The sequence below is a fragment of the Rhodopseudomonas sp. genome, from assembly GCF_048594845.1.
Lineage (GTDB): Bacteria > Pseudomonadota > Alphaproteobacteria > Rhizobiales > Xanthobacteraceae > Rhodopseudomonas.
The window spans coordinates 36,587-61,855 of sequence record NZ_JBMDXE010000210.1 but is presented as its reverse complement, the minus strand read 5'-3'; the positions used below and the strand labels follow the sequence as shown (position 1 = coordinate 61,855).

Annotated in this window: 23 protein-coding genes; 15 read left to right on the top strand and 8 right to left on the bottom strand. The window is 66.0% G+C overall.

Translation table 11 applies throughout. The features are described from left to right. Window positions 1–132 precede the first annotated feature (132 nt). Window positions 133–1,407 (bottom strand): cyclin-dependent kinase inhibitor 3 family protein, encoded by a 1,275-nt coding sequence (locus ACOJTD_RS13715; protein ID WP_420133452.1) that lies wholly within the window; start codon window positions 1,405–1,407, stop codon window positions 133–135. A 277-nt stretch (window positions 1,408–1,684) separates the two neighbouring features. Between ACOJTD_RS13715 and ACOJTD_RS13710 the strand changes: the two genes are divergently transcribed. Beyond that, a complete protein-coding gene (locus tag ACOJTD_RS13710; RefSeq protein WP_420133451.1) occupies window positions 1,685–2,326 on the top strand; it encodes a hypothetical protein in 642 nt (213 codons plus the stop codon). Window positions 2,327–2,543: 217 nt separating this feature from the next. Here the strand turns inward: ACOJTD_RS13710 and ACOJTD_RS13705 are convergent, their stop codons facing one another. Further along, a complete protein-coding gene (locus tag ACOJTD_RS13705; RefSeq protein ID WP_420133450.1) occupies window positions 2,544–2,885 on the bottom strand; it encodes a hypothetical protein in 342 nt (113 codons plus the stop codon). 455 nt (window positions 2,886–3,340) lie between these two features. Further along, a complete protein-coding gene (locus ACOJTD_RS13700) occupies window positions 3,341–4,351 on the bottom strand; it encodes a hypothetical protein (RefSeq protein ID WP_420133449.1) in 1,011 nt (336 codons plus the stop codon). 711 nt (window positions 4,352–5,062) lie between these two features. Here ACOJTD_RS13700 and ACOJTD_RS13695 point away from each other — a divergent pair. After that, window positions 5,063–5,419: a hypothetical protein gene (locus ACOJTD_RS13695; RefSeq protein ID WP_420133448.1), complete on the top strand. Its 357-nt coding sequence runs from the start codon at window positions 5,063–5,065 to the stop codon at window positions 5,417–5,419. 279 nt (window positions 5,420–5,698) lie between these two features. Here the strand turns inward: ACOJTD_RS13695 and ACOJTD_RS13690 are convergent, their stop codons facing one another. Then, window positions 5,699–6,406, bottom strand: a complete 708-nt coding sequence (locus ACOJTD_RS13690; RefSeq protein WP_054164193.1) for a DUF1013 domain-containing protein — start codon at window positions 6,404–6,406, stop codon at window positions 5,699–5,701. 257 nt (window positions 6,407–6,663) lie between these two features. Between ACOJTD_RS13690 and ispH the strand changes: the two genes are divergently transcribed. The 3 genes from ispH (at window position 6,664) to rnhA (ending at window position 9,166) form a co-directional block, all read left to right on the top strand. Beyond that, window positions 6,664–7,629 carry a 4-hydroxy-3-methylbut-2-enyl diphosphate reductase gene (ispH, locus tag ACOJTD_RS13685; RefSeq protein WP_420133447.1) on the top strand — a complete coding sequence of 322 codons (966 nt, stop codon included), beginning with the start codon at window positions 6,664–6,666 and terminating at the stop codon, window positions 7,627–7,629. A 95-nt stretch (window positions 7,630–7,724) separates the two neighbouring features. Continuing rightward, complete coding sequence (locus ACOJTD_RS13680) at window positions 7,725–8,705, top strand: homoserine kinase (RefSeq protein WP_420133446.1); 981 nt, start codon at window positions 7,725–7,727, stop codon at window positions 8,703–8,705. Continuing rightward, complete coding sequence (gene rnhA, locus ACOJTD_RS13675; RefSeq protein ID WP_420133445.1) at window positions 8,702–9,166, top strand: ribonuclease HI; 465 nt, start codon at window positions 8,702–8,704, stop codon at window positions 9,164–9,166. Before ACOJTD_RS13680 ends, rnhA begins: the two co-directional genes overlap by 4 nt. Window positions 9,167–9,389: 223 nt before the next feature. On the opposite strand, the gene ACOJTD_RS13670 is transcribed toward rnhA, so the two are convergent. The 4 genes from ACOJTD_RS13670 to ACOJTD_RS13655 all read right to left on the bottom strand — a co-directional run bounded on the left by ACOJTD_RS13670 (window position 9,390) and on the right by ACOJTD_RS13655 (window position 15,455). Then, entirely contained in the window at window positions 9,390–9,875 is a 486-nt protein-coding gene (locus ACOJTD_RS13670; RefSeq protein ID WP_420133444.1) for a peroxiredoxin, read from the bottom strand. A 268-nt stretch (window positions 9,876–10,143) separates the two neighbouring features. Next, entirely contained in the window at window positions 10,144–11,832 is a 1,689-nt protein-coding gene (locus ACOJTD_RS13665; protein ID WP_420133443.1) for a long-chain fatty acid--CoA ligase, read from the bottom strand. Between the two features lie 234 nt (window positions 11,833–12,066). After that, complete coding sequence (locus ACOJTD_RS13660; protein WP_420133442.1) at window positions 12,067–13,476, bottom strand: D-alanyl-D-alanine carboxypeptidase family protein; 1,410 nt, start codon at window positions 13,474–13,476, stop codon at window positions 12,067–12,069. A 170-nt stretch (window positions 13,477–13,646) separates the two neighbouring features. Next, window positions 13,647–15,455: a glucan ABC transporter ATP-binding protein/ permease gene (locus ACOJTD_RS13655; RefSeq protein ID WP_420133441.1), complete on the bottom strand. Its 1,809-nt coding sequence runs from the start codon at window positions 15,453–15,455 to the stop codon at window positions 13,647–13,649. Between the two features lie 424 nt (window positions 15,456–15,879). Between ACOJTD_RS13655 and ACOJTD_RS13650 the strand changes: the two genes are divergently transcribed. From ACOJTD_RS13650 to nuoK, 10 genes are read left to right on the top strand one after another with little or no spacing between them, the layout of a single operon-like run. Further along, a complete protein-coding gene (locus ACOJTD_RS13650; protein ID WP_420133440.1) occupies window positions 15,880–16,269 on the top strand; it encodes an NADH-quinone oxidoreductase subunit A in 390 nt (129 codons plus the stop codon). Then, a complete protein-coding gene (locus ACOJTD_RS13645) occupies window positions 16,266–16,880 on the top strand; it encodes a NuoB/complex I 20 kDa subunit family protein (RefSeq protein ID WP_420133439.1) in 615 nt (204 codons plus the stop codon). The genes ACOJTD_RS13650 and ACOJTD_RS13645 overlap by 4 nt, the downstream gene beginning before the upstream one ends. Further along, on the top strand, window positions 16,877–18,622 hold the full coding sequence (nuoC, locus tag ACOJTD_RS13640) for an NADH-quinone oxidoreductase subunit C/D (protein ID WP_420133438.1): 1,746 nt from the start codon (window positions 16,877–16,879) through the stop codon (window positions 18,620–18,622). Before ACOJTD_RS13645 ends, nuoC begins: the two co-directional genes overlap by 4 nt. Continuing rightward, window positions 18,619–19,089: an NADH-quinone oxidoreductase subunit NuoE gene (gene nuoE / locus ACOJTD_RS13635; protein WP_420133437.1), complete on the top strand. Its 471-nt coding sequence runs from the start codon at window positions 18,619–18,621 to the stop codon at window positions 19,087–19,089. The genes nuoC and nuoE overlap by 4 nt, the downstream gene beginning before the upstream one ends. Then, entirely contained in the window at window positions 19,086–20,372 is a 1,287-nt protein-coding gene (locus ACOJTD_RS13630; RefSeq protein WP_420133436.1) for a complex I 51 kDa subunit family protein, read from the top strand. The genes nuoE and ACOJTD_RS13630 overlap by 4 nt, the downstream gene beginning before the upstream one ends. Then, on the top strand, window positions 20,369–22,987 hold the full coding sequence (gene nuoG / locus ACOJTD_RS13625; protein ID WP_420133435.1) for an NADH-quinone oxidoreductase subunit NuoG: 2,619 nt from the start codon (window positions 20,369–20,371) through the stop codon (window positions 22,985–22,987). Before ACOJTD_RS13630 ends, nuoG begins: the two co-directional genes overlap by 4 nt. Beyond that, window positions 22,984–23,943 (top strand): NADH-quinone oxidoreductase subunit NuoH, encoded by a 960-nt coding sequence (gene nuoH / locus ACOJTD_RS13620; RefSeq protein ID WP_420133434.1) that lies wholly within the window; start codon window positions 22,984–22,986, stop codon window positions 23,941–23,943. Before nuoG ends, nuoH begins: the two co-directional genes overlap by 4 nt. After that, window positions 23,940–24,461 (top strand): NADH-quinone oxidoreductase subunit NuoI, encoded by a 522-nt coding sequence (gene nuoI, locus ACOJTD_RS13615; protein WP_420133433.1) that lies wholly within the window; start codon window positions 23,940–23,942, stop codon window positions 24,459–24,461. The genes nuoH and nuoI overlap by 4 nt, the downstream gene beginning before the upstream one ends. After that, window positions 24,458–24,964 (top strand): NADH-quinone oxidoreductase subunit J, encoded by a 507-nt coding sequence (locus ACOJTD_RS13610; protein WP_420133432.1) that lies wholly within the window; start codon window positions 24,458–24,460, stop codon window positions 24,962–24,964. The genes nuoI and ACOJTD_RS13610 overlap by 4 nt, the downstream gene beginning before the upstream one ends. After that, a complete protein-coding gene (gene nuoK, locus ACOJTD_RS13605) occupies window positions 24,961–25,269 on the top strand; it encodes an NADH-quinone oxidoreductase subunit NuoK (RefSeq protein WP_420133431.1) in 309 nt (102 codons plus the stop codon). The genes ACOJTD_RS13610 and nuoK overlap by 4 nt, the downstream gene beginning before the upstream one ends.

Genomic DNA, 25,269 nt, shown 5'->3' with positions numbered 1-25,269 from the left:
CGGCGGGCGGGGGGGGGGGGTGGGGCGCCCCGGGCAATGACCTCACGACGCGCGCTGCGGAGAGCCCTCCCCCGCGGCGCTACGCGCGTCGACCTCTCCGCAGGCGGGAGAGGTGCGCATAATCTTCGCCAACTACTCCATCGCCGTTGCGCGCTCGACCACCGCCTGTTGGGCACGCGTTTCGATCGCCCCGCGGCCGCGGGCCTGGCGGACCCTGGCGATCGCTTCGGTCGGGGGCACGCCGAGTTCGACCAACAGCCGCGCGGCGATCATGCCGGCGCGGCCGAGGCCGCCTTTGCAATGCACGACGAGGTCGTGGCCGTCGCGGAGTTGCTGCCGGATGGCGCTGCCCTCGATCGCCCAGCGACGCTCGAACTCCGCGGTCGGCGGGTGATAGTCCGGGATCGGCAGATGCAGCCATTGCATGGCGCGGCGCTGCACCTCGTCGCCGAGCTGCGGCACGCGCAGCAGCGCCAGCTCGCTCGGCTCCACCAGCGTGATCACCAGCGCGGCGCCCCATTGCCGGATGGCGTCGAGATCGGCCGCGAGGTCGCGCGCCCAGCCGCCGGTCAGCGCCGTCGCGTCGTGCTTGCCGGGACAGAAGGTGATGCCGATGCGGCCGTGCGCCGGGCTGGCGCGGACCTCGGCGATCTGCAGCGGATGCGTCGCGCTGGTGCGGAGTCCGGCGGCGAGCCGCCGCGCCCGCGGCGCCGCCACGCCGGCTTCGACGCGCCGCGCCAGATCGTCCCGCCGCGCGATCAGCAGCGCGGTGATCGCCCGTGCGGCCGGCGTGTCGCCGAGCACGTCGCGCACCGCCATGTCGATCGCGGCGGTGTCGAGTTTGGTCACCTTGGCGACGGACGTCGCCAGCGCGTGCGGCGTCATCGCGCCGAATACGCTCGCCGCCACCGCGTTGCTGCGCGGATCGCGCAGCGTGTCGAATTCGATAGCGGCCGGCCCGAAATCCGTCTTCACCGCGCCGCGCGCCCGATACGCCAGCGCGCCGCCCTGGTCGATCCGCACGACTGCGCCGCTGCGGGTGACCAACACGTTGTCGAGGTCGGCGCCCAGCACGTCGCGATTGCCCAGCCAGGCATCGACGGCGAAGTCGCGGCACACCGCCGCGGCGACGCCGGCGTCCGGCGCCGACAGCGCTTCGCCGAGCGAGGCGCCGCGCACCACTGCGCTCGCCACCGCCAGCGCGCCGTTGCGGCGGACCAGCTCGACCTCCGCGACGAACGCGCCGGCCAGTCGATACAACCGGTTGGCGAGCAGCTCATTGCGCGCATGGTCGTCACTCGGCGGCGACTTGACGTACCACGCTCGCCCCTCGGCGTCGGCCATCAGCGCCGCCGGCATCGAGCCGGCCTGCCCGCCGATCACCGTCCAACCGGAAGCATCCTGCAATTTGGTCCCCGCCGCTCGTCGGCAATCACCTGCTCAATCGCGCATTGTCGCGCCCACGGCCGCGATCTCCCTGCGCTGGATCAAACGCCGCTCACCGCGGCCGACGCGCGGATGGCGGCCTCCCAAAGCAGGGCGCGGCGCTCCGTCGCACTTAACGCGTCGTTAACGCCTCCTTAACCGCCATTAACCAAGCTCGATTTGTTTCCATATGTTTCCAGGCTCTCGGCGCAGCGGCGCAGCGAGGGCCGGCGATTTCATCGGAGGCGCGGAGTGCGCCATGGCTGTCATTTCTGCCAGTACCAATCAGATCTCGCCTGCCAATGAGCGGCTCTATGGCCTCAGCCGCCTGGTCGGTGAGTGGAAGGGCAAGTGGGCCAGCACGGGCCAGGATGTCGGCTTCAAGGTCGTCAACATCCGCGGCTCCACCGCGCAGGTCGAATACACCCATCACGGCCGCACCGAGCGCGGCCTCGCCACCGTCCAGGGCGGCACGCTGACCTTCGGCAACGTGACGATCGGCACCAAGAACGGCAAGACCGCGGCGCTGCTGTTCTCCGCCGGCGGCGGCAAGGCCAGCGCGTTCCTGGAGAAGCAGCAGCCGGCGTCCGAGACCAACATGCTGGTCGGCAGCTGGGGCGGTCACTCCGACGACACCCAGGGCACCTCCAGCTTCCGCGTGTTGTCGGTCGACGGCAAGGACGCCAAGGTCTCGACCACCATCAACGGCATCACCCGCGAGGGCATAGGCACCGTCTACAAGAACGTTATCATGTTCGGCCAGGCCCAGCTCTCCACCGAGGACGGCAAGACCGGCAAGATCATCGTTCAGTCTGGCCTCAAATCCTTCGTCGTCCCCGCCACCAACTACCCGCCGGCGACCGCATCGACGACGACATCCGGCGTCAACAAGCTGGCGTAGCAGCGAACCGTCGCGGCGAATGGTGCGAGCTCACCCCGAGCCGCAGCCTGCTCCCTCTCCCGCCTGCGGGTGAGGGCTGGGGTGAGGGCGCCCCGAGCAGTGAGTTTCGTCCGGACTAACTCATCGGCGGGTCAGCCGAAGCCGTAACCCGCCGATGCGTAACTTCGATGAAGGCGGCGGACGAGGCTGCGCTCATCCGCCAGCCGCGCGTCCGAACCTACTTGGCAACGCAGCCCGGCTTCACATTCATGCAGGCGCCGCTCGCTTCACGGGCGACGACCTTCGGTGCCGCGCCGGTGATGTCGATGGAATAGTTGCACCCCTTCGACACCGAGCCCTGGGTCGAAGAGCCCATCGTACAGCGGTAGCCGCTGACCTCGACCGTGATGGTGTCTTCCTTCGGCGTGAAGCCGACTTCCTGTTCGACCTTGAGCGGAGTCGAACTCCCGGACTTGACGTCGAGAGCGACCACCGCACGCACGCTGTCGGCGGAGGCAGACCCGATCCCAAGGACTGACGTCAGAACGAGGGCCGCACTGAGGGAATAATATCTGGTCATCAGTTACTCTCCCTAATTGCCGTGCACTACTAAGATGTGCGTGCCGTGATTAGCACGCAGAACGCGCGTAGCCGGTGTGCGGCCGTTGGTCAATTCATTTGACTTGCGGGCATGGTCAGATCCGAACGCCTAGTTAAAGTTCTGCTTCGCCTGTCGCCTCATGTCGTCGAAAGCTGCGCCAATACCGCCTTCAAAGTTAGTAGTGCAAATTGCGAAAGTGAGATCAAACTGAACCGCGGTGGATCGGAAAAATCACGCTGCACGTGTCGAGCAATCAGTATCCCCAACCCGCAGCGCGCCCCCTCTCCCGCTTGCGGGAGAGGGCTGGGGTGAGGGCGACGTGGGCAGTGAGCCCGCGTGGTTCACGTCACGGCGAGGGGCGCAGAATGCCAAACCTGCCGACGTGCGACGTTGATGAAGGCGGCGGATTACGGTGCGCCAATCCGCCCTACGAGCTACACTTGCTGGAGGATCGGAAAGACTTGATCGCTCCCGTAGCGATCGAACAGAAACCCGTATGCGTTGTCCAAGGATCTAAATTTTTCCTCGTCTTGCTTCATCTTTAAATAGGCATGCGCAAGCACGTTCCAGTATCGTTTGACCGGATAGACTGTGCTGATCTTGAGAGCGTCAGAGAGCATTTCGCAGAGTTGTGTCGGGTCCGGGCTGATAACAAAAATTGCCCCAGGGTAATGTTTGAATCTCCTGACGAAGGATGCGAGTGACACCGCGTCATCGTAACCGCTTCCCATTTTCGCAAAGCTGTAGCCAATAATCGCTATATATTGGGGAGAGCTACTCATCACCCAAGATAGTCGTTGGCGCAGCTGCGCGTCCGCCCATGATTCCGGGATGCCCATCACCAAATTATCGCCGGGCAATGTAACGTCGAATTCAGCCATGTTCGCAATTTGAGCGCCGAATTCGGGCGAGCCATAGCGTGGGTGTATTGTGCCGTGCATCTCGACTATCGCGTGGGTCGGTCCGCAAAATTCGCGAGCCAGTCCGTCGTGGTTGTAGTCGGCGATGATTGAAGGAAATAATCCGTGAAAGACGCGGTAGCTGTCCGTGGTTGTCCCTTCTGTTCGCGCTAAGTATCTCACTCTGGCAAGGACGTGCTTTAAATTCTCACGTGCAAAAGCGTCTGGTAAGCGGTTCAGACGCTCGAGAAGGGGATATTCGCTGGAGCCAGGACGAAGCTCTCGGTTAGGGAAAACATCTTGGATTGCGATTCCAGAGTGGTCGATCATGCGCTGCGTTAGTAAAACTCGTGGTGCCGCGGTAGGAGCGAATGAGCGCGCTTCTTTAAGGTAGTGTAGAGGCGAAGTGCGCCAGAAAGCAGCGCCGAGCGGCGACAATCCTGCCGAGGCTCCAGCGCCTATCAGAAAAAGACCCGTACGTGTGCGCAGGTGGAAGAAGATGCACTCAAGCGTTGGAATATGTTTGCGACGACAAACTAAAGTCATCTGAGCGATCTGATGATAAAACGCGGATAGCGGACATTCTAAATATAGGACCAATGACGCCGCTCGGTCTATCAGAACTGAGGGGAAGCTAAATTGAGCGAAGCTCTCAGCTAGGCGGCGGATATGTTGGTTGGTCGACTGGTTGGGCCTGTTGCTAAACTCTCATTGACTACTTAGGCCTCTGAGTTTGGCGTTTAAGAATTTTATCCTCAGGGGGTTGATTTTTGGTCAACTAGGATTATTATCCGGTGTATCCCGCCCCATCGAGGGGCGCGTTGCCGGGACGCTGGTCGTCGCGGGGCGGGGTGTGGCGCCTGCGGGCGTGGGGTGGACGTCGCCCTGCGCACTCGGGACGCCTCGGGTCGCCGTCCGGCCCCACTACGGGGGTCTGCCACTTGTTAGTTGGCTGGACGGGCACAGGTGAAGGCGGAGAAATCCCGCCGGATCCGTCGGGTTTCATTACCCGTGCCTGTGCCCGGAAGCACGGCCCTGAGGTGTAAAGTCGCCACGGTGGAGCGTCGAAAGGCGTTCCGCGGGATCATCGGGTCGCCGTGTCGGCGCGATGGTCCTGCGGCTAACTACCAGTTGCGCCTTTCGGCGCTCCGCCTCCCTCTTCAGGGAGGCCAACCGGGACGGCCGAGCCGGCGCACAGCCGACAACGCATCGCCGTGCCCGCTTTTCAACTCATCGTCAGCAAGACAGGAGAAGCCGATGGCCGGTGATGTCGACGACGTCGAGGTGCTCTACGACGAGGAATTTTTGGCGCGGCGCGATCAGGAGGCGGAGACGGCGCGCGCGGTCGCCGAGGCCGAGACACGGCAAGCACTGCGAGCCCAGGATCGTGATCGCAGCAAGCGCGCGGTGCGCCGGCGGATGGCGGACTCACTGCGCGGCTGGCGCCGCTGCGGGCTGAAGATCTGCCGCCGCGCGCGGAGCTGCCGCACTGCGACCACGCAATGCGTCGGCGTGCGCCACAACGCCTGGCCGGTCGCCGAGGAAGCGGCCGCGATCGAGGCGTACTACGAAGCGCTGCAACGGCATTGGCAGGCGGTGGCGGCGCAGGGGTGATGGGGCGGGGAGGATGGCGGGGAGCGGGCGATGATGGTGGGGAGGGCGCGGCGTGTCGGTCGCGAGCGCCTGGTGAGCGCCGTGATGCGCCGGCTCGATGAGCAGGGCGCTTGCACCGCTTTCCGTCGTCATCCTCCGCGCATGCGGAGGATCCCGTATCGCAGAGAGTCGGCGTTCAGCCGCGAGCACTCTGGGATACTGGGTCGCCCGGCTGCGCGGGCGATGACGGTCGTGGTGGGGCGGCGTGGCGCCTCGTTGCGGGCGAGGCGCCGATCTCGCTCAGAAGCCTTCTTCGTCTTCGTCGTCGTGCTTCTTGCCGCCGATGGTCTTGAGCTTGGCGAACACGGCGTCGACGTTGAGGTCGTCTTCGCTCTTGCCCGACGACGGCTCGTATTCGTCCTTGCGGGTGGTCTCGGAGGCCGGCAGCAGGGTGGCGCCGCCATATTGCTGGTCGGCGGGCTTCTCCTTGGCGGCGCGCTGCACCTCGAAGTCGAGGTCGAGCTGCGAGCACAGGCCGAGCGTCACCGGATCCATCGGCGTCAGGGTCGCGGCGTTCCAGTGGGTGCGGTCACGCACGGAGGCGATCGTGGTCTTGGTGGTGCCGACCAGACGCATGATCTGCGCGTCCTTGAGTTCCGGATGATTGCGGACCAGCCAGAGGATCGCGCTCGGGCGCTCGTGGCGGCGCGATACCGGGGTGTAGCGCGGGCCCTTCTTCTTGGCGGCCTGCGGCAGCACCACCTTGCTCTCCGCGAGCTTGAGGCGATACTCCGGGTCCTTCTCGCCCTTCTCGATCTCGTCGCGGGTGAGCTGGCCGGTCGAAATCGGGTCCATGCCCTTGATGCCCTGCGCGGCGTCGCCGTCGGCGATCGCCTGGATCTCGAGCGGGTGCATCTTGGTGAAGTCGGCGACCTGGTCGAACGACAACGCCGTGTTGTCGAGCAGCCAGACGGCGGTGGCCTTCGGCATCAGCGGTGCGTTGCTCATGGCAAATCTCCTTTGTCCCTTGCCCCTGGGACTTCTGAGGCAAGGCGGGTCATCGGTGATGACGGGAATTGGCGCCTATATATGCTGCCTGAGGCGATACGCGCAATGGTCCTGCTAAAGTGCAGCCGCCAACGGCCTTGACAGGGCCGCAATGCCGTCCCAATTCCTTGACCAAGACGAAACACTCGCAACACTCCGAGGTGTTGCCGGTGGCCGCCGCCGGCGGCATGTGGGCAAGCTTCCCGGATCGCGTAAAAATGCTGGCCAAACCGCCTCTGAAGATCGTGCTTTGCTCGCCGCGCGGCTTCTGCGCCGGAGTGGTGCGGGCGATCGACACCGTCGAGCGTGCGCTGGCGCTCTATGGTGCCCCGGTCTATGTCCGGCACGAGATCGTCCACAATAAATACGTGGTCGACAGCCTGCGCGCCAAGGGCGCGATTTTCGTCGAGGAACTCGAGGAAATTCCGGCCACCTCGGCACCGGTGGTGTTCTCGGCCCATGGCGTGCCGAAGTCGGTTCCGGAAGACGCCATCAAGCGCAATTTCTTCTCGGTGGACGCCACCTGCCCGCTGGTCACCAAGGTGCACCGCGAGGCGGCGATCCATTTCAAGCGCGGCCGCGAGATCCTCCTGATTGGCCATTCGCATCATCCGGAAGTGGTCGGTACGCTCGGCCAGCTGCCGGCCGGGGCGGTGACGCTGATCGAGACTGCGGCCGACGCCGCTAGCTTCACCCCGAAGGACCCGAACAATCTCGCCTTCGTGACCCAGACCACACTGTCGATCGACGACACCGCCGGCATCGTCGCGGTGCTGCGCGAGCGTTTCCCCAACATCTCGGGGCCGCACAAGGAAGACATCTGCTACGCCACCACCAACCGCCAGGCGGCAGTGAAGAAGGTGGCGCCGGTGGTCGACGCGATGATCGTGGTCGGCGCGCCGAATTCGTCGAACTCGCAGCGGCTGCGCGAAGTCGCCGAGCGCGAGGGCTGCAAGGTGTCGGTGCTGGCGCAGCGCGCCTCCGACATCGACTGGGCGCAGTTCGAGGGTATCACCAGCCTCGGCCTCACCGCCGGCGCCTCGGCCCCCGAGGTGATCGTCGAGGAGATCATGGGCGCCTTCGCCGAGCGGTTCGAGCTCAGCGTCGAGACGGTGTCGGCCGCGGAAGAGAACGAGTTCTTCCCGCTGCCGCGCGTGCTGCGCCCGGACGCCGCCGCCGAGTAGCGCGGCAAGGGGCCTGGCCCCGGCGGCCCGGCCTTTCAAAGCCGGCCGCATTGGTCTACGAAACCGCCACGATTCCTCGCGCACCGGGACACGCCATGGCGGTCTATACCGACGTCGCCGCCGACGACCTCGCCGCTTTTCTCGCGCCCTACGATCTCGGCGATCTCTTGTCCTACAAGGGCATCGCCGAGGGCGTCGAGAACACCAATTTCCTGCTGCACACCACGCGCGGCAGCTTCATCCTGACGCTGTACGAAAAGCGCGTCGCCGAGGACGATCTGCCGTACTTCCTGTCGCTGATGGCGCATCTGGCGGCGCGCGGCGTCAGTTGCCCGCAGCCGGCCAAGACCCGCGACGGCACGATCTGCGGCACGTTGTCGGGCCGCCCGGCGGTGGTCATCAATTTCCTCGAAGGCGTCTGGCCGCGCCGCCCCGGCGTCGTGCACTGCGCCGGCGTCGGCGAGGCGCTGGCGAGGATGCATCTCGCCGGTCTGGATTTTCCGCACTACCGCGCCAATCCGCTGTCGGTCGGTGGCTGGCGGCCGCTGTTCAACATGGCGGCATCACGCGCCGACGAGATCCAGCCCGGGCTGCGCGATTTCATTGCCGCCGAACTCGACTACCTGGAAGGCTCCTGGCCGCAGCAATTGCCGACCGGCGTGATCCATGCGGACCTGTTTCCCGACAATGTGTTCTTCATCGGCGACCAGCTGTCCGGGCTGATCGACTTCCCGTTCTCGTGCAACGACATCCTGGCCTATGATGTCGCGATCTGCCTGAACGCCTGGTGCTTCGAGCCGGACCTCGCCTTCAACGCCACCAAGGCGCGGGCGCTGCTGAGCGCGTATCAGCGTGCGCGGCCGCTCAGCGAGGCCGAGCAGGCCGCGCTGCCGCTGCTGGCGCGCGGCGCCGCGCTGCGCTTCCTGCTGACCCGGCTGGTGGACTATCTCGACGTGCCGGCAGGTGCGCTGGTCAAGCCCAAGGATCCGCTGGAGTACGCCCGCAAGCTGCGTTTCCAGCAAAGTGTCGCCACCATCCGCGATTACGGTGTCGAAGCTGCGGGAGCGGTGGCATGAGCGACGAGGCGAAGCCGGTCATCATCCACACCGACGGCGCCTGCTCCGGCAACCCCGGCCCCGGGGGCTGGGGGGCCATCCTGAAATTCGGCGACGTCGAAAAAGAGCTCAAAGGCGGCGAACCGCAAACGACAAACAATCGCATGGAGCTGCTGGCGGCGATCTCGGCGCTGGAAACGCTGAAGCGGCCGTGCTCGGTGGACCTCTATACCGACAGCCAATACGTCAAGAATGGCATCGGTAGCTGGATCCATAACTGGAAGCGCAACGGCTGGAAGACGGCGGACAAGAAGCCGGTGAAAAACGTCGATCTGTGGCAACGCCTCGATGCCGCGCTGAAGCAGCACCAGGTGCGCTGGCACTGGGTCAAAGGCCACGCAGGCCACGCCGAAAACGAGCGCGCCGATCAGTTGGCACGCGACGGTCTGGCGGAAAATCGGATGAAGGCCCGGGTGAAGTAGTCGCAAGACTCTTGGTGCTGAGCGGCTGTTAGCCGCGGCGTTTCACCAACCACTGGCCGTCATCACCCGCGAATGCGGGTGATCCTGTATCTCAGAGAGGCCGTTAGTAATAACCTGCGCTCTACAATACTGGGTCGCCCGGTCAAGCCGGGCGATGACGTAAGTAGTCGGGGCGAGCGCCGCCGCGTTCGTTCGGCGCCCGCCCATCGATCGTTAGTTCAGCTCACAGCTGCCCGAGCAGCGTGTCGCCGCCGGAGACTTCGACCTTGCCGGGGTTCGGCTCGAGGTTGAATTTGGTGACCACGCCGTCTTCGACCAGCATCGAATAGCGCTTCGAGCGGATGCCGAGGCCGAAACCCGAGCCGTCCATCTCCATGCCGATCGCCTTGGTGAAGTCGGCATTGCCGTCCGCCAGGAAGATCGCTTCGTTGCGCTGGTCGGTGTCGCGCTTCCAGGCGTTCATCACGAAGGCGTCGTTGACCGAGACGATCGCGATAGTGTCGACGCCCTTGTCCTTCATCGCGTAGGCGTTGAGGAAGATGCTCGGCACGTGCATTTTGTGACAGGTTCCGGTGTAAGCGCCGGGCACGGCGAACAGCGCGACCTTCTTGCCCTTGAAAACGTCGTCGGTGGTCTTGGTCTGAACTCCGTCGTCGGTCATGACGCGGAACGTCGCTTCGGGCAAACGGTCGCCTACCTTGATGGTCATCTGCGGTCTCTCCCTTAAAGGTGCGACCGGTTCTAGCCTGCGGGTATGACGCTGACAATATTCGGGCGGCTGCGGGCTCGATCGACGGGCCCGAGTTCGTCATTTGGCGAGAGCCCACAGCCTCGAAGTCAGTCATGCCGGGGCGCTCGCGTTTCGCGAGCAAACCCGGCATCTCGCCTCTCGGGTAACTTGGGCGCTCCACAACATGGCATTCCGGGTGCGCGCGCCGTCGCTCGCGCCCCGGAACGATGCTGTTAGGAGAGCAGCGCTACGCTGCTGCCTGATCCTTCTTCTCGTCGCGCAGTTCGCGGCGCAGGATCTTGCCGACGTTGGTCTTGGGCAGCGTGGTGCGGAATTCGATCTTGCGGGGCACCTTGTAGTTCGTCAGTTCGGTGTGACAGAACTTGATGATGTCCTCGGCCGTGACGTCCGGGTCCTTCTTCACGACGAAGGCTTTCACCGCCTCGCCGGTCCGCTGGTCGGGAATGCCGATCACCGCGCATTCCAGTACGCCGGGATGACTGGCGATCACTTCCTCGACTTCGTTCGGATAGACGTTGAAGCCGGAGACCAGGATCATGTCCTTCTTGCGGTCGACGATCTTGGTGAAGCCGTCGGGGCTCATGATGCCGACGTCGCCGGTGCGGAAATATCCGTCGGCGGTCATGACCAGCGCAGTTTCATCCGGCCGATTCCAATAGCCGGCCATCACTTGCGGGCCCTTGGCGCAGATTTCGCCGGCAGTGCCGAACGGCACTTCCTTGCCCTCGTCATCGCGGATCGACAGATAGGTCGACGGCACCGGAATTCCGATCGTGCCGTTGAACTCGGTGACGGTCGCTGGATTACAGGTCAGCACCGGCGCGGTTTCCGACAGGCCGTAGCCTTCGGCGATCGGGCAGCCGGTCATCTTCAGCCAGGATTCCGCAACCGGCCGCTGCACAGCCATGCCGCCGCCGTTGGAGATCTTCAGCTTGGAGAAGTCCAGCTTGTCGAAGCCGGGCGAATGCAGCAGCCCGTTGTACAGCGTGTTGACAGCGGGGAAGCTGTTGACCTGGTACTTCGACAGTTCCTTGATGAAGCCGGGCATGTCGCGCGGGTTCGGGATCAGCAGATTGACGCCTCCGGCGCGCATGCCGAGCAGGTAGCAGGCGGTCAGCGCGAAGATGTGGTACAGCGGCAGCGCGCAGACGATGAACAACTGATCGACCTTCGGCGGCTTGTCCAGCGCCGGCTGCAACCAGGCATCGTTCTGCAGCACGTTGGCGACCACGTTGCTGTGCAGCAGCGTCGCGCCCTTTGACACGCCGGTCGTGCCGCCGGTGTATTGCAGGAAAGCGACGTCGTGCGGGCCGATCACGGGCTTGCTGAATTTCTGGCTGCGTCCTGCCGCGACCGCGTCGTTGTAGCTGACGGCGCCCGGCAGCGAAAACGCCGGCACCATCTTCTTGACCTTGCGGACGACGAGATTGACGATCACGCCTTTAAAGCCGAGCAAGTCGCCCATGGTAGCGACGACGATGTGCTTGACCGGAGTCTTGGCGATCACCTGCTCGACCGTGTGGGCGAAGTTTTCCAGGACGATGATGGCTTCGGCGCCGCTGTCCTTGAGCTGGTGCTCGAGCTCGCGCGGCGTATACAGCGGGTTGACGTTGACGACCGCGAAGCCGGCCCGCAGCACGGCGGCAATCGCCACAGGATATTGCAGCACGTTGGGCATCATCAGCGCGACGCGCGCGCCCTTCTGCAAACCCTTGCCCTGCAGATAGGCGCCGAGCGCGACCGACATCTCGTCGAGTTCGCGATAGGTGATGGCCTTGTCCATGCAGATGAAGGCCTTGCGGTCGCGGAAACTCTTGAAGCTCTCTTCGAACAGCTCGACCAGCGACGGGTAGCGCGACACGTCGATGTCTGCCGGCACGCCCGGCGGATAGTGCTTGAGCCAGATCCGCTCCATGGTCTTTTCCTCACATCGCCGGAAGCGCGAAGCCCCGCGTTATTGATTGTTGCACATCGATCTGCCGCGGCGAATTGGCCGAAAGGCGCGGCGAGTCAAGGCTGTTTGAGGCCAGCCAAATCCTGCTGATGAGTATTGGGGGAAGCGGCGCTCGAACGCAAGCTGACCGGCCGCCGCACGCAGCCGGCCGTCAAGCGAAGTTAACACCTCAGAACAGCGGCGGATCGGCGCAGCTCAGGTGCCCGGCTTGGCTTCGCTGGTCGCGTTCGCCGCGGGCTTCGCGGCCGCCTTCGGCCTGGGCTTGGCGGCGGGTTTGTCGGTCCCTGCTTCGGGCTTCTTGCTGGCGTGCTTGGGGGCGGGCTTCGCGGCGGTCGGCTTTGCGGCCTTGGGCTTGGTGGTATCAATCGTCACCGAGGTCCGGCCGTTCGACTTCTCACCCGCCGCGGCTTCCTTGGCTTCTGCCACGGGCTTCGCGCCCTTCTTCTTCGCCGTCTTCTTCTTTTTGCCTTCGGCGGCCTGCTGGTCGGCATCCTGTGCGGCGGCAGCGATCAGGGCTGCGCCGGTTCGCGTCGGGCCAGTGTAGACGATGACCGGTTCGGTCGGTGCCGGCGCTGCGGCGATCATGTCGACCGGGCGCAGCGCGGGCGGGGAGAACATCGACAGCGCGGTTTCACCCGCGGCGATCACGCCGGCGACCTGCTCGTCCTCGTCGCTGGCCGGGCGCTTGCGCTTGGGGCCGCACATCTCGTCGCGCAGGTTCGGCGGGGTGGCGTCGATCGGAGCGAGATTGTCGACGGTGCCGAGCGACGGCGTCAGCCAAGCCAGCGTGTTCGCGGAGAAGCCACGTTCAAGGAGTTGCGCGGCTTTAACCGCGCGGTCCGTTCCGGAATTGGCGCCGAGCACCACGGCGATTAGCCGCCGGCCATTGCGCGTGGCGCTCGCCACCAGATTGTAGCCGGACGCGCAGATGAAGCCGGTCTTGAAGCCGTCGGCGCCCGGATAGCGGCCGATCAGCTTGTTGAAGTTGTAGGTGACGCGCTTGCCGAAGCGGATCGCCGGAATGTGGACGAAGTACTCGTACTCCGGCAGGTCGCGGATCACCGCGCGTGCCAGGATCGCGAGGTCGCGCGCCGAGGTGACCTGCTCATCCGCCGGCAGCCCGTTCGGATTGACGTAGTGGGTCTGCGTCATGCCGAGCCGCTGCGCATTGGCGTTCATCATCTCGGAGAAGCCGTCGATCGATCCGCCGACGCCTTCGGCCAGCACGACGGCCATGTCGTTGGCCGACTTCACCATCATCATCTTCAGCGCATTGTCGACGGTGAGCTGCGTACCCGGACGGAAACCCATCTTCGACGGCGACTGCGCGGCAGCGGTTGGTGACACCGTCAGCAGGGTGTCGAGCGTCAGCCTGCCTTCCTTCACCGCCTTCAGCGTGACGTAGGCGGTCATGATTTTGGTGACGGAGGCCGGATGCCACGGATAGGTCGCGTTCTCCGCCTGCAGCACCTTGCCGGTGTCGGCTTCGATCAGAAGCAATGCCTCGGCGGACGCGAGCCGCGGCAGCGCCGTCAACGCAAGCAGCGCGGCGAGGAAAGTCCAGACGATCGGCGATTTGCGAGGCTGCGCGGAGAAGAAGTGCACTATCCGATTCCGGTCCTTTGAGATCCGTCCGAGGCAGACGAAGTCTTTACGGGTTGACGTTCGGGTTCAGGCGTTGGCCCAGCAGACCCGACCCTATACCGGCTTGTGCTCGTCGAACAGAGCTAGGGGGCGGTTAATCGGGGATGAAAGGGGCCGAAATTCGGCGGTGCTCAGAGCTGGGAGGCATTGTCGCCGGCGGCGGTCGCGACAGCGGCGCGCGCGTCCTCCTGCACCATGAACTGTGCCCGCGCGAGCTCAGCGAAGTGGCCCCGCTGCGCCACGAGTTCATCGAAGGTTCCGCTTTCGATCACCTTTCCGTTCTCGAACACGAGAACGCGGGTGGCGTGCCGGATGGTCGACAGCCGGTGCGCGATCACGAAGGTGGTACGCCCCTTCATCAGCTCGTCGAGCGCGAGATTGACCTTGGCCTCGGTGACGGCGTCGAGCGCCGAGGTCGCCTCGTCGAGGATCAGGATCGGCGGATCCTTGAGCAGCGCGCGGGCGATCGACAGCCGCTGCCGTTCGCCGCCGGACAGCATGCGTCCCCGCTCTCCCGCATTGGTGTCGAAGCCGAGGTCGCTGCGTTCGATGAATTGCAGCGCCTGCGCTCGCTCCGCAGCCTGCCGCAGCTCGGCCTCGGTCGCGTCCGGCTTGCCGACGCGCAGATTGTCGGCGATCGAGCGATTGAACAGAAGTGCTTCCTGGAACACGACACCAATGTTGCGGCGGAGCCCGGCCAGTGTCAGGCCGCGCACATCCATGCCGTCGATCTTCACCGTTCCGGACTGTGGATCGAACGCGCGATGCAACAGCGCGATCGCGGTGGACTTGCCGGCGCCGGTGGCGCCGACCAGCGCGATGGTCTGGCCCGGCAGCGCGGTCAGCGTCAGGTCTTCGACCGCCGGCCGCTTGCCGTCATAGGAAAACGAGACGTGGTCGAATTCGACCAGCCCTGTGAGGCGGCCGGGATCAATTGCGTCCGGACGATCGCGCACTGCCGGCACGGCATCGAACACGCCGATGAACTCCCGCAGCCTTGGCGCTTCCATCATCAGATTGTTGATGAAGCTCACCACCTGCTCGAGCCGCTGGATCAGCAGTGTCGCGAACGACACGAACATCACGATCTCGCCGACGCTGGTCAGCCCCTGCTGATTGAGCCAGATGCCGAGCGCGAAGATCGCCAACACGGTGATGGTGGTCGAGGCGCGGGTGATCACCGTGACCAGCGCCCACCACGACAGCACCGGCATCTGCGCAGCGAGCAGCTTGTCAGCGACGAACCGCAGCCCCTGCACCTCGGCATCGATGCGCACGAAGCTTTGCACCAGCGCGACGTTGCCGAGTGCGTCGGAGGCGCGGGCGGAGAGGGCGCTGTATTGCTCCTCGACCTCGTTCTGCATTCCGTAGGTCTTGCGCACCACCAGTGTAGTCAGCACCGTGAACACGCCGCACAGCACGAACAGCAGCAGTGCCAGTCGCCAGTTGATGTAAAGCGACAGCGGCAGCAGAACGAGCAGCGACAGCACCGCGGCGAAGTGCTCGCGGAAGAAGCCGAGCCAGACCCGCCACAGCGCGTCGGTGCCCTGCAGCATCACTTTCATCAGTCGGCCCGAATGCGTGCCGGTGTGGAAGGTCAGCGGCAGCTGCAGGATGTGCTCGAAATAGCTGGTGAGGATCACCTGGCGCTGGCGATGCGCCAATCGATCGGCATGCAGCGCCACCACGGCGGAGCAGACGATGGTGAACAGGCCGAACGAGGCCCAGGCGGCGAGCAGCGGCCAGGGTGATCGCGTCTCCGGCACGATCGCGCCGGTGGCGAGGTTGCCGCTCATCACGTCGACGATCCGGCCGAACAGCACCGGCTCGGCAAACTGCGCGACCGCCAGCAGCAGATTGGCCACGGCAAGCGCCCAGCCGAGCCGCGCCTCCTTGCCGAGCAGCGCGAGCACGCGGGTGTAGAGACGTAGCAACGACATCGACCGCCCCGAACGATGAAACCGTAGGATTAGATGATTTTCCGGCGCGGCGGAATGTGCGTCGGCGGACGAAGTTGTGCAGGGCGCGTCGGGACGCGGCGAGCGTCGACGCCCTGATTGGACGGGGCGGCATGGTGCCGCAGTCCGCGGCGTGATTCGAACCGGGGCCCGCTGGAGCCCGGCCCCGCGGGGCTCGGAAGCGGCTGCACCACAGGCCTTTCAATAAATCTTACCGCTCGCCAAGCGTTGGAAATCGAACCGGGATTTCGGCACCGTACGGGACCGACCTTGATCGGCGTCAACAGTCATTGACGCTCCGGGTGACATGGTGACGATGCATTGGACGTTCCGGCAGCCTGACCGGCTCCGGGGCGCGCGTGCTTCTTGTCGTCCCATTTCTTGTCGTCTTGTGGGAGCCCCGCTGGTGAGCGAGCTGATCTTCCCGATCGATCCGGGCGCCGCACTCGCGATTCACGTGGCGCTGTCCGCCGGCCTCGTCGCGGCGATCATGCTGGTCGCTGCCTGGCTGCGCGAGAAGCGATCCGGTGCTCGCCCCGACGTGCCGTATGAAGGCGGTGTGCTGCCGGCCGCGCCGCAGCAGGGGCCGGTCAATGCGCCGTATTTCCTGATTGCGGCGCTGTTCGTGATTTTCGACATGGAAGCCGCGATCCTGTTCGCCTGGGCAGTGGCGGCGCGTGACACTGGCTGGCTCGGCCTGATCGAGGCCGCGGTGTTCATCGGCGTGCTGCTGCTGGCCTTGGTGTATCTCTGGGCCGACGGCGCGCTCGACTGGCACAAGGAGCGCAAGCGATGACGCTGACACCGCATTCGACCGAGCCGGTCTCGGTCGCAGAGCACATGGCGCTGTCGAGCCTGTTCACTACGCTCGAGGATCTCACCGCGTGGTCGCGCAAGCACAGCCTGTGGCCGTTCAACTTCGGGCTGTCGTGCTGCTACGTCGAGCAGGTGACGGTGCTGACCCCGGTCTACGATCAGGCGCGGTTCGGCGCCGAAGTGATCCGCGCCTCGCCGCGGCAGGCCGACCTGCTGGTCGTGTCCGGCACGGTGTTTCACAAGATGGCCGCGCCGTTGCTGCGGCTGTACGAGCAGATGCGCGCGCCGCGCTGGGTGATCGCGATGGGCGCCTGCGCGTGCTCGGGCGGCATGTACGACATCTATTCGGTGGTGCAGGGCGTCGATCGTTTCATCCCGGTCGATGTCTACATCCCCGGCTGTCCGCCGCGTCCGGAGGCGATGCTGGATGCGCTGATCATGCTGCAGCAGCAGATCGGCAGCGAACGCCGCCCGCTCGGCGTCACCGTCGGCAACACCGCCGGCCTCGGTTTCGATGCACCACGCCGCCGCGATCAGCGCCGCGACGAGCGCATGGCCCAAACCCTCCTCGATCCGCCGGAGCGATTGTGAGCAAGCCCGACCTCGTCGGCGAGCTCAGCGCGCGGTTCGGAGACGCGGTGCTGGGCGAGCAAACCACGCGCGACGCCTTCCCGACGGTGTGGATCCGTCCGGAGGCGACGATCGCCGTGCATCGTTACTTGAAGGACGAGATCGAACGCCCGTTCAAGATGCTGGTCGACCTGTGGGCGATCGACGAGACCGCGCGAAAGCATCGCGAGGGCCAGCCGCCGAGCGGCATCACCATCGCCAGCCATCTGTTGTCGCACGATCGCAACGCCGATATCCGGCTCAAGACCCCGCTCGACGCGGAGTATCCGCGTGCCAAGTCGATCGGCACCGTGTTTCCCAACGCGCTGTGGTACGAGCGCGAAGCCTACGACATGTTCGGCGTCGAGTTCGAGCTGCAGCCGCATTCGCTGCGCATCCTGCTGCCGCCCGGCTGGGAAGGCCATCCGATGCGCAAGACCCAGCCGGGTCGCGCCACCGAGCGGCCGCTCTTCAACATGACGGCGGCGCTGTTCGACGCCAAGGAGCACGCCCTCGCGGCTGATCCGGAGAAATTCGGCCTGCCGACGCATCGCGACGGCGTCGAGCTGATGATCCTGAACTACGGCCCGCATTCGATGGCGACCCACGGCGTGTTCCGCATCGTGCTGGCGCTCGATGGTGAGGAGATCGTCGCGGCGCGGCCGGACATCGGCTTCCACCATCGCGGCGCGGAGAAGATGGCCGAGCGCCAGACCTGGCACAACTTCCTACCCTATACCGACCGCGTCGATTACTTGGGCGGCGTGATGGGCGAAATGCCGTATCTGCAGGCAGTAGAGAAGGCCTGTGGCATCACCGTGCCGGACCGTGCGCTGACGGTGCGGATCATGCTGTCGGAGATGTTCCGCATCATGAATCACCTGCTGTTCTACGGCACCATGGCGCAGGACACCGGGGCGATGTCGCCGGTGTTCTACATGTTCACCGATCGCGAGCGCGGCTACCGCGTGATCGAGTCGATCACAGGCGCGCGGATGCACCCCGGTTACTTCCGCATCGGCGGGCTGTCGATGGACCTGCCGGAGGGCTGGGACAAGCTCGTCCGCGAATTCCTCGACTGGATGCCATCGCGACTCGACGACTACGAAGGCATGGTGCTGCGCAACGAGATTTTTCGCGCGCGGACAAAGGGCATCGCGGCCTACGACACCGCTATGGCGCACGAATGGGGCGTGACCGGGCCGGGACTACGTGCGACAGGCCAAGCTTGGGATGTACGTAAGGCGCGGCCCTACGCCGGCTTCGAGCATTTCGATTTCGAAGTCCCGACGGGCGTCAATGGCGATTGTTATGACCGCACAGTGGTCCGCGTCGAAGAAATCCGCCAGTCGCTGAAGATCATCCGGCAGTGCGTCGACAACATGCCGTCCGGCCCGATCAAGGCCGATCATCCGCTGACCACGCCGCCGCCGCGCGAGCGGATGCTGCACGACATCGAGACCATGATCCATCACTTCGTCGGCGCCAGCTGGGGCCCGGTGCTGCCGCCCGGCGAAACCACCGGGCAGGTCGAGACGGTGCGTGGGCTCACTCAGTTCGCGCTGATTTCGGATGGCGAGCCGTCGAGCTATCGGACGCGTATCCGCACGCCGTCGTTTCCTCATCTGCAGATGATCTCCGCGGTGGCGCCCGGCATGATGGTCGCCGACCTCGTTGCCTATCTGGGTAGCATCGACTACGTGATGTCGGACGTCGACCGATGAGCCTCAGCCCTCCGATCAAAACCGCGATCGCGCAGGCCGCCGCTGCCCACGGCGGCAAGGCGGCGATGCTCGACGCGCTGAAGCTGGTGCAGGAAGCCGAAGGCTGGGTGTCAGACGAGAGCCTGGCCGAGGCCGCCCGCACGCTCGGCGTCACCACCGCCGAGATCGAGAGCCTGGCGACGTTCTACAGCCAGATTTTTCGCCGCCCGGTCGGCGATACGGTGATCCTGCTGTGCGACGGGTTGAGCTGTTATCTGTGCGGCGGCGACTCGGTGCGCGATGCGGTGATGAGCCGGCTCGGCATCGGATTCGGCGAGACCACGCCGGACGGAAAATTCACGCTGATCAACATCTGCTGCGTCGGCGGCTGCGACCGCGCGCCGGTGGCGCTGGTCGGACCGGAGCGCAAGCTCGTTGGTCCGCTGACGCCGGACGATCTTGATGAATTGATCGGAGGTGCGCGATGAGCGAAAAGCCGCTCACCGGCCGCGCGCGCGCCGATCGCCAGCCGCACAGTCTCGCCGCCTGGCGTGGCCTCGGTGGCTACGCGGCGGCATCGCAGGCGTTGAAGCGCCACAGCCCTGAGGCGATCATCGCGATGATCGAGGCCGCGGGCCTGCGCGGCCGCGGCGGCGCGGGTTTTCCGACCGCAAACAAATGGCGTTTCATGCGCAGCGGCGCCGAGAAGGCCGGCCCGGGCCCGCGCTATCTGTGCGTCAACGGCGACGAGACCGAGCCGGGCTCGTTCAAGGACCGGCTGCTGATGGAGGCGCTGCCGCATCAGCTGGTCGAGGGTGCGCTGATTGCCGCCTATGCGATCGGCGCCACCGAAGTGATCATCCTGGTGCGCGACGAATATCGCGCGGCCGCGGCGGCGCTGAGCCGCGCGATCGCCGAGGCTGAAGGTGCGGGTCTGCTCGGCCGCGACATCCTCGGCTCGGGTTTCGATCTGACGATGCGGGTCCACGCTTCGGCCGGCCGCTACATCGTCGGCGAAGAGACCGCGCTGATCGCGGCGCTGGAAGGCGAACGCCCAGTGCCGCGGCATCGCCCGCCTTATCCTGCGGTGAGCGGGCTATGGGGACGGCCGACCACGGTCAACAATGTCGAGACGCTGTCGGCGGTGCCGTCGATTATCGAGAACGGCGCCGACTGGTATCGGTCGCTGGCGCGGAGCGAAGAAGGCGGCACCAAGCTCTACGGCGTCTCCGGCTGCGTCGCGCGCCCGCAATTGATCGAAGCGCCGATGGGCACGACCGCACGCGAGCTGCTTGAGCTGTGCGGCGGCATCCGCAATGGACGTTCGCTGTTCGCCTTCCAGCCCGGCGGTGGCGCGACGGCGTTTCTCGAGACCGCCGATCTCGACGTCCCGCTCGACTTCGCTCACACCAAGAAGGCCGGTTCTTCGCTCGGCACCGGCGCGGTGATTGTGCTCGACGATTACGCCTGTCCGGTCGCGGCGATCGGCCGGCACATGCGGTTCTACGCACGCGAGAGCTGCGGCCTGTGCACGCCGTGCCGCGACGGCCTGCCGTGGGTGGCGAAGCTGCTCGATGCGCTCGAAGCCGGCAAGGGAACGCATACGGATATCGACGTGCTGCACCAGCACGTCGCGCTTTCTGGTCCGTCCGGCCGCTCCTATTGCGATCTCAACACCGGCGCGCTGACGCCGCTGCGCAGCGGCCTCGAGCGCTTCGGCGACATCTTCAACGCCCACCTCGCGGGCCATTGTCCGGTGGGCCGCGCATGACCAGGAAGCTCGACATCGACGGCCGCATCATCGAAGCCCGCGACGGCGACGATCTGCTATCCGCCTGCCTAACGCATGGCATCGATGTGCCGTATTTCTGCTGGCACGGCGCGCTCGGCTCGGTCGGCGCCTGCCGGCAGTGCGCCGTGAAGGTCTATGCCGGACCGGACGACACCGAAGGCCGCATCGTCATGAGTTGCATGACGCCGGTGGCCGATGTCGAACGCGTCTCGGTCAGTGATCCCGAGGCGGTGGCGTTTCGGGCGCAGGTGATCGAGTGGCTCATGGTCAACCATCCGCACGATTGCCCGGTGTGCGAAGAGGCCGGCTCGTGCCATTTGCAGGATATGACGATCGCGACCGGCCATCACGATCGACGCTACAAGTTTACGAAGCGCACGCATCGCAATCAGGATCTCGGCCCGCTGCTGACGCACGAGATGAACCGCTGCATCGCCTGCTATCGCTGCACACGGTTCTATCGCGATTACGCCGGCGGCCGCGATCTCGATGCGTTCGGCGCCCACGACAACGTGTATTTCGGCCGCGCCGAGGATGGCGTGCTGGACAGCCCGTTCGCCGGCAATCTCGCCGAAGTCTGTCCGACCGGGGTGTTCAACGACAAGGGCTGGTCGCAGGACTATGCGCGGAAGTGGGACATGCGGGCGGCGCCGTCCGTTTGCCCGCATTGTTCGCTCGGCTGCAACATCCTGGTCGATCAGCGCGGCGGCCGGGTGCGGCGGGTGCAAAATCGCTATCACGGCGCGCTCAACGGCTATTTCATCTGTGATCGCGGCCGCTACGGCCCGCTGCATGTCGCTTCGGATCAGCGGCTGAGCCAGCCACTACTGCAAGGCGAACCGGCGCGCCTGCACGACGCCTGCGCGGCGGCGCATGCCGCTGTGGCCGAGGGCGCGATCGGGATCGGTTCGCCGCGCGCTTCGCTCGAAGCCAACTACGCGTTGCAGCGGCTGGTCGGGCCGGAGCGGTTCTTCGCTGGCGTCTCGGATGCCGAGGCGCAGCTGGTGCGGCGCATCGTCGAGATCGTCCGCGCCGGGCCGGCCAAGGTGGCCTCGCTCGTCGAGGTCGAACGCGCCGATGCCGTGCTGGTGCTGGGCGAGGATCTGACCAACGCGTCGCCACGTCTGGCGCTGGCGCTGCGCCAGACGGCGCGCGGTGCCGAGCGCGACCTCGCCGCGAAAAAGGGCGTGCCGCAATGGCTCGATCCGGCGGTGCGGACCGCCGGCGAAGGCCGCCGCTCGCCGATCGTGCTGGCCACGCCGCTCGCCGATCCGCTCGACGACATCGCCACGTTGTCGCTGCGTCGCGATCCGCAGGCGATCACGGCTTTCGCGGCCGCTATCGCGGATGCGCTCGGTGGAAAGCCGGGTGCCGATGCCGAGGCGCAACGCGTCGCCGAAATCCTGACTGTCGCGCAGCGGCCGCTGATCATCGCCGGCTGCTCGCTGGTGTCGGCGGCGATCGTCGAAGCGGCTGCGGCGATCGCAACGGCGCTCGGCGCCAAGGCGCAGATCGTGCTGCTGCCGCCGGAAGCCAACAGCATCGGCCTGGCGTTGCTCGGTGGCGACGGCATCGGGAGCGCCGCGGCGGTGATGGAGCGAGGCGCCGCCAAGACCGCAATCGTGCTCGAAGCCGATCTGTTCGACCGCGCCCCGCGCGCCGATGTCGAGCGGCTCTTCGCGGCGGCCAAGGACGTCGTCGCGCTGGATGCGATGGCGAGCGAGACGACGGCGCGTGCGTCGGTGGCGCTGCCGGTCGCGGCGTTCACCGAATGCACCGGCACTTACGTCAACTACGAAGGCCGCGCCCAGCGCTTCATCGCCGCGCTGCCGTCATCGGAGACCGCGCCATCGTCGTGGCGACGGCTCGATGCGTTCGGCGCTGGCGATTGGCCCAGCCTTGATGCGCTGATCGGTGATCTGATCGTCGAACGACCCGATCTGGTCGGCGTCGCCGACGCGGCGCCGGATGCCGACTTCATGATGGCCGACGGCCAGGTGACGCGCGCGCCGCGGCCGTATTCGGGGCGCACCGCGGATGATCGCGCCGGGCAGTTCGCCGATGCGGCGCCGCCGATCGATCCGGATTCGCCGCTGAATTTCGGCATCAAGGGGGCGCGCGGCACGGCCGTGCCGCCGCCGCTGATCACCAGCTACAAGACCTCAGGCCATCACTCGGCCAACAACGTCACCCGCTTCGTCGAGGAGATCGGCGGCCCGCTGCGCGGCGGCGATCCCGGCGCGATGCTGCTGAAGGCTGGCGAAGCCTCGCTGCCCGATGCAGGCGCGCTGATGCCGGTCGAGGGCGAGGGCCTTCTGCTGATCCCGCTACAGGACGCGTTCACGGGCTTCGACCTCAGCCGCGCCAGCGCGCTGCTCACCGCACGCCGGCCACAGCCGCGCGTGGTGTTGCATCCCGACGACGCCGCGATGCGCCGCCTCAAAGAAGGCGCGGACGTACGGATCGATAACGAGCTAAGCGCCGTGCGGGTCGCGCTCGACGCCTCGCTGCCGCGCGGCTGTGTGGCGATCAGCGCCGGCCTCATCGTGCCCCGCGGTCCGCTGCGCCGGGTCAAGGTGGAGGCGGCGTCATGATCGGCATGATGCTTACCGCGACGATTTCGGTGGCGCTGATCATGGCGCTGCTGGTGATCGCCGGCACCTTCACCTGGGTGGAGCGGCGGCTGCTCGGCTTCGTGCAGGAGCGCTACGGCCCGAACCGCGTCGGGCCGTTCGGTTCGCTGCAATGGGTCGCCGACACGGTGAAGATTCTCACCAAGGAAGACGTGCCGCCGCCCGGCGCCGACAAGCTCACCTACATCCTGGCGCCGGCCGTCGCCGCGACGCCGGTGCTGATCGGCTTCGGCGTCGTCGCGATCGGCGACGGCATCTCGCTGGCGCCGGTCGATGTCGGGGTGCTGTTCCTGCTCGGCATGCTGGGGCTCACTGCCTACGCCGTGTTGCTCGGCGCCTGGGCTTCGCACAATCGCTTCTCGCTGATGGGCGGGATGCGGGCTGCCGCGCAGGTGCTGGCTTATGAGGTGTTTCTCGGCCTGTCGCTGATGGGCGTGGTGATGCTGGCCGGGTCGCTGTCGATGACCGAGATCGTCGAGGCGCAGCGCAGCGCCTGGTTCGTGCTGCTCCAGCCGCTTGGCGCGGCGCTTTTCACCATCGCCGGCGTCGCCGCCGCGCATCGGCTGCCGTTCGATCTGCCGGAATCCGAGAACGACCTCGTCGCCGGATTCATCACCGAATACACCGGCATGTCGTTCGGCCTGTTCTTCCTCGGCGAATATCTCGCGGTGCTGCTGGTGTCAGCGCTGGCGGTGACGCTGTTCTTCGGCGGCTGGCTCGGGCCGTGGCTGCCTGGCCCGGTGTGGTTCGGCCTCAAGACTGGCGTGATCGCGGTGGTGTTTGTCTGGCTGCGCGCGACGCTGCCGCGGCCGCGTTACGATCAGTTGCTCGGCTTCGCCTGGAAAATCGCGCTGCCGCTGTCGCTGCTCAATTTGCTGCTCACCGGCATAGTCGTGGTGGCGAGGAGCGCGTCATGATCGGATTCGGATGGCTCGAAGCCCTGCTGCGCGTCGGACGCAAGCTGTTCGTCAAGCCGGAGACGCAGCTGTATCCGGAAGAGAAGCCGAAGCTGTATCCGCGGATGCGTGGCCGCATCGTGCTGACGCGCGATCCGGACGGGGAGGAGCGCTGCGTTGCTTGCAATCTGTGCGCGGCGGTGTGCCCGGTCGGCTGCATCGATCTGGCCAAGGCTGTGGCCGACGACGGCCGTTGGTATCCCGAACATTTCCGCATCAATTTCGCGCGCTGCATCTTCTGCGGCTTCTGCGAGGAGGCGTGCCCGACGTCGGCGATCCAGCTGACGCCGGATTTCGAGCTCGGCGAGTGGCGGCGCGATGCGCTGGTGTACGAGAAGCACGACCTGCTGATTGCCGGCGAGGGCAAGGTGCGCGGCTATCGCTACTGGTCGGTGGCCGGCAAGGCGATCGCCGGCAAGGACAAGGGCGAGGCCGAACACGAAGCGCCGCCGGTCGATCTGAAGGGGCTGCTGCCATGAGCCTGCTGCTTGCGCTCTATGCCGGTGCCTTCGCGCTCGTCTCCGCCGGGCTGGCGGTGACGCGGCCGAACGCAGTGCACGCGCTGCTGTATCTGGTGGTGACGCTGCTGGCGCTCGCCGTGTGCTTCTTCGCGCTTGGCGCCGCGTTCGCCGCGGTGCTGCTGATCATGATCTATGCAGGCGCGATCGTGGTGCTGTTCGTATTCCTGGTGATGACGCTGCCGACCTCGCCGGAGGCGAGCGCGCGCGAGAAGCTGGCGCTGCGCGGCGCCTGGCCGTTGCCGCTGCTGATGTCGGTCTTGGTGGTTGCACCGTTCGTATTCGGGCAGTTCGGCCTCGGCGCCAACACGGTCGCGGCGCCGGTGTCGGCGCAGCAGGTCGGCAAGCTGTTGTTCGGGCCATGGGCGGTGGCGATCGAACTCGCCTCGCTGCTGCTGCTCGCCGGCCTGATCGGCGTCCGCCATATCGGCCGCAGCGATCGTACCTCGGGGAAACGGCCATGACCGGCTCCGATCTGATCGGTCTGATGATCCTCGCCGCCGGCCTGTTCGCGATCGGCGTGTTCGGCGTGCTGGCGCGGCGCGGCATCCTGTTTCAGCTCGTTGCGCTGGAAGTCGCGCTCAGCGGGCCGGCGCTCGCCTTCGTTGCGGCCGGCGCGTATCACGCCGACCCGCAAGGACAGGGGATGTTCATCCTGGTGCTGACGCTCGCCGCTGCCGAAGTCGCGGTCGGGTTAGCGCTGCTGCTGCGCATCCGCCGTATTGCCGGCAGCGACGACAGCGACCTGATCAGCGGCATGAAGGGGTGA

What these genes read in the sequence shown, in the direction of transcription:
- ACOJTD_RS13710 (WP_420133451.1), top strand. Translation starts at nt 1,685, where the DNA reads ATGGCTGTCATTTCTGCCAGTACCAATCAGATCTCGCCTGCCAATGAG.
- ACOJTD_RS13705 (WP_420133450.1), bottom strand. Translation starts at nt 2,885, where the DNA reads ATGACCAGATATTATTCCCTCAGTGCGGCCCTCGTTCTGACGTCAGTC.
- ACOJTD_RS13700 (WP_420133449.1), bottom strand. Translation starts at nt 4,351, where the DNA reads ATGACTTTAGTTTGTCGTCGCAAACATATTCCAACGCTTGAGTGCATC.
- ACOJTD_RS13695 (WP_420133448.1), top strand. Translation starts at nt 5,063, where the DNA reads ATGGCCGGTGATGTCGACGACGTCGAGGTGCTCTACGACGAGGAATTT.
- ACOJTD_RS13690 (WP_054164193.1), bottom strand. Translation starts at nt 6,406, where the DNA reads ATGAGCAACGCACCGCTGATGCCGAAGGCCACCGCCGTCTGGCTGCTC.
- ispH (WP_420133447.1), top strand. Translation starts at nt 6,664, where the DNA reads ATGCTGGCCAAACCGCCTCTGAAGATCGTGCTTTGCTCGCCGCGCGGC.
- ACOJTD_RS13680 (WP_420133446.1), top strand. Translation starts at nt 7,725, where the DNA reads ATGGCGGTCTATACCGACGTCGCCGCCGACGACCTCGCCGCTTTTCTC.
- rnhA (WP_420133445.1), top strand. Translation starts at nt 8,702, where the DNA reads ATGAGCGACGAGGCGAAGCCGGTCATCATCCACACCGACGGCGCCTGC.
- ACOJTD_RS13670 (WP_420133444.1), bottom strand. Translation starts at nt 9,875, where the DNA reads ATGACCATCAAGGTAGGCGACCGTTTGCCCGAAGCGACGTTCCGCGTC.
- ACOJTD_RS13665 (WP_420133443.1), bottom strand. Translation starts at nt 11,832, where the DNA reads ATGGAGCGGATCTGGCTCAAGCACTATCCGCCGGGCGTGCCGGCAGAC.
- ACOJTD_RS13655 (WP_420133441.1), bottom strand. Translation starts at nt 15,455, where the DNA reads ATGTCGTTGCTACGTCTCTACACCCGCGTGCTCGCGCTGCTCGGCAAG.
- ACOJTD_RS13645 (WP_420133439.1), top strand. Translation starts at nt 16,266, where the DNA reads ATGACGCTGACACCGCATTCGACCGAGCCGGTCTCGGTCGCAGAGCAC.
- nuoE (WP_420133437.1), top strand. Translation starts at nt 18,619, where the DNA reads ATGAGCCTCAGCCCTCCGATCAAAACCGCGATCGCGCAGGCCGCCGCT.
- ACOJTD_RS13630 (WP_420133436.1), top strand. Translation starts at nt 19,086, where the DNA reads ATGAGCGAAAAGCCGCTCACCGGCCGCGCGCGCGCCGATCGCCAGCCG.
- nuoG (WP_420133435.1), top strand. Translation starts at nt 20,369, where the DNA reads ATGACCAGGAAGCTCGACATCGACGGCCGCATCATCGAAGCCCGCGAC.
- nuoH (WP_420133434.1), top strand. Translation starts at nt 22,984, where the DNA reads ATGATCGGCATGATGCTTACCGCGACGATTTCGGTGGCGCTGATCATG.
- nuoI (WP_420133433.1), top strand. Translation starts at nt 23,940, where the DNA reads ATGATCGGATTCGGATGGCTCGAAGCCCTGCTGCGCGTCGGACGCAAG.
- ACOJTD_RS13610 (WP_420133432.1), top strand. Translation starts at nt 24,458, where the DNA reads ATGAGCCTGCTGCTTGCGCTCTATGCCGGTGCCTTCGCGCTCGTCTCC.
- nuoK (WP_420133431.1), top strand. Translation starts at nt 24,961, where the DNA reads ATGACCGGCTCCGATCTGATCGGTCTGATGATCCTCGCCGCCGGCCTG.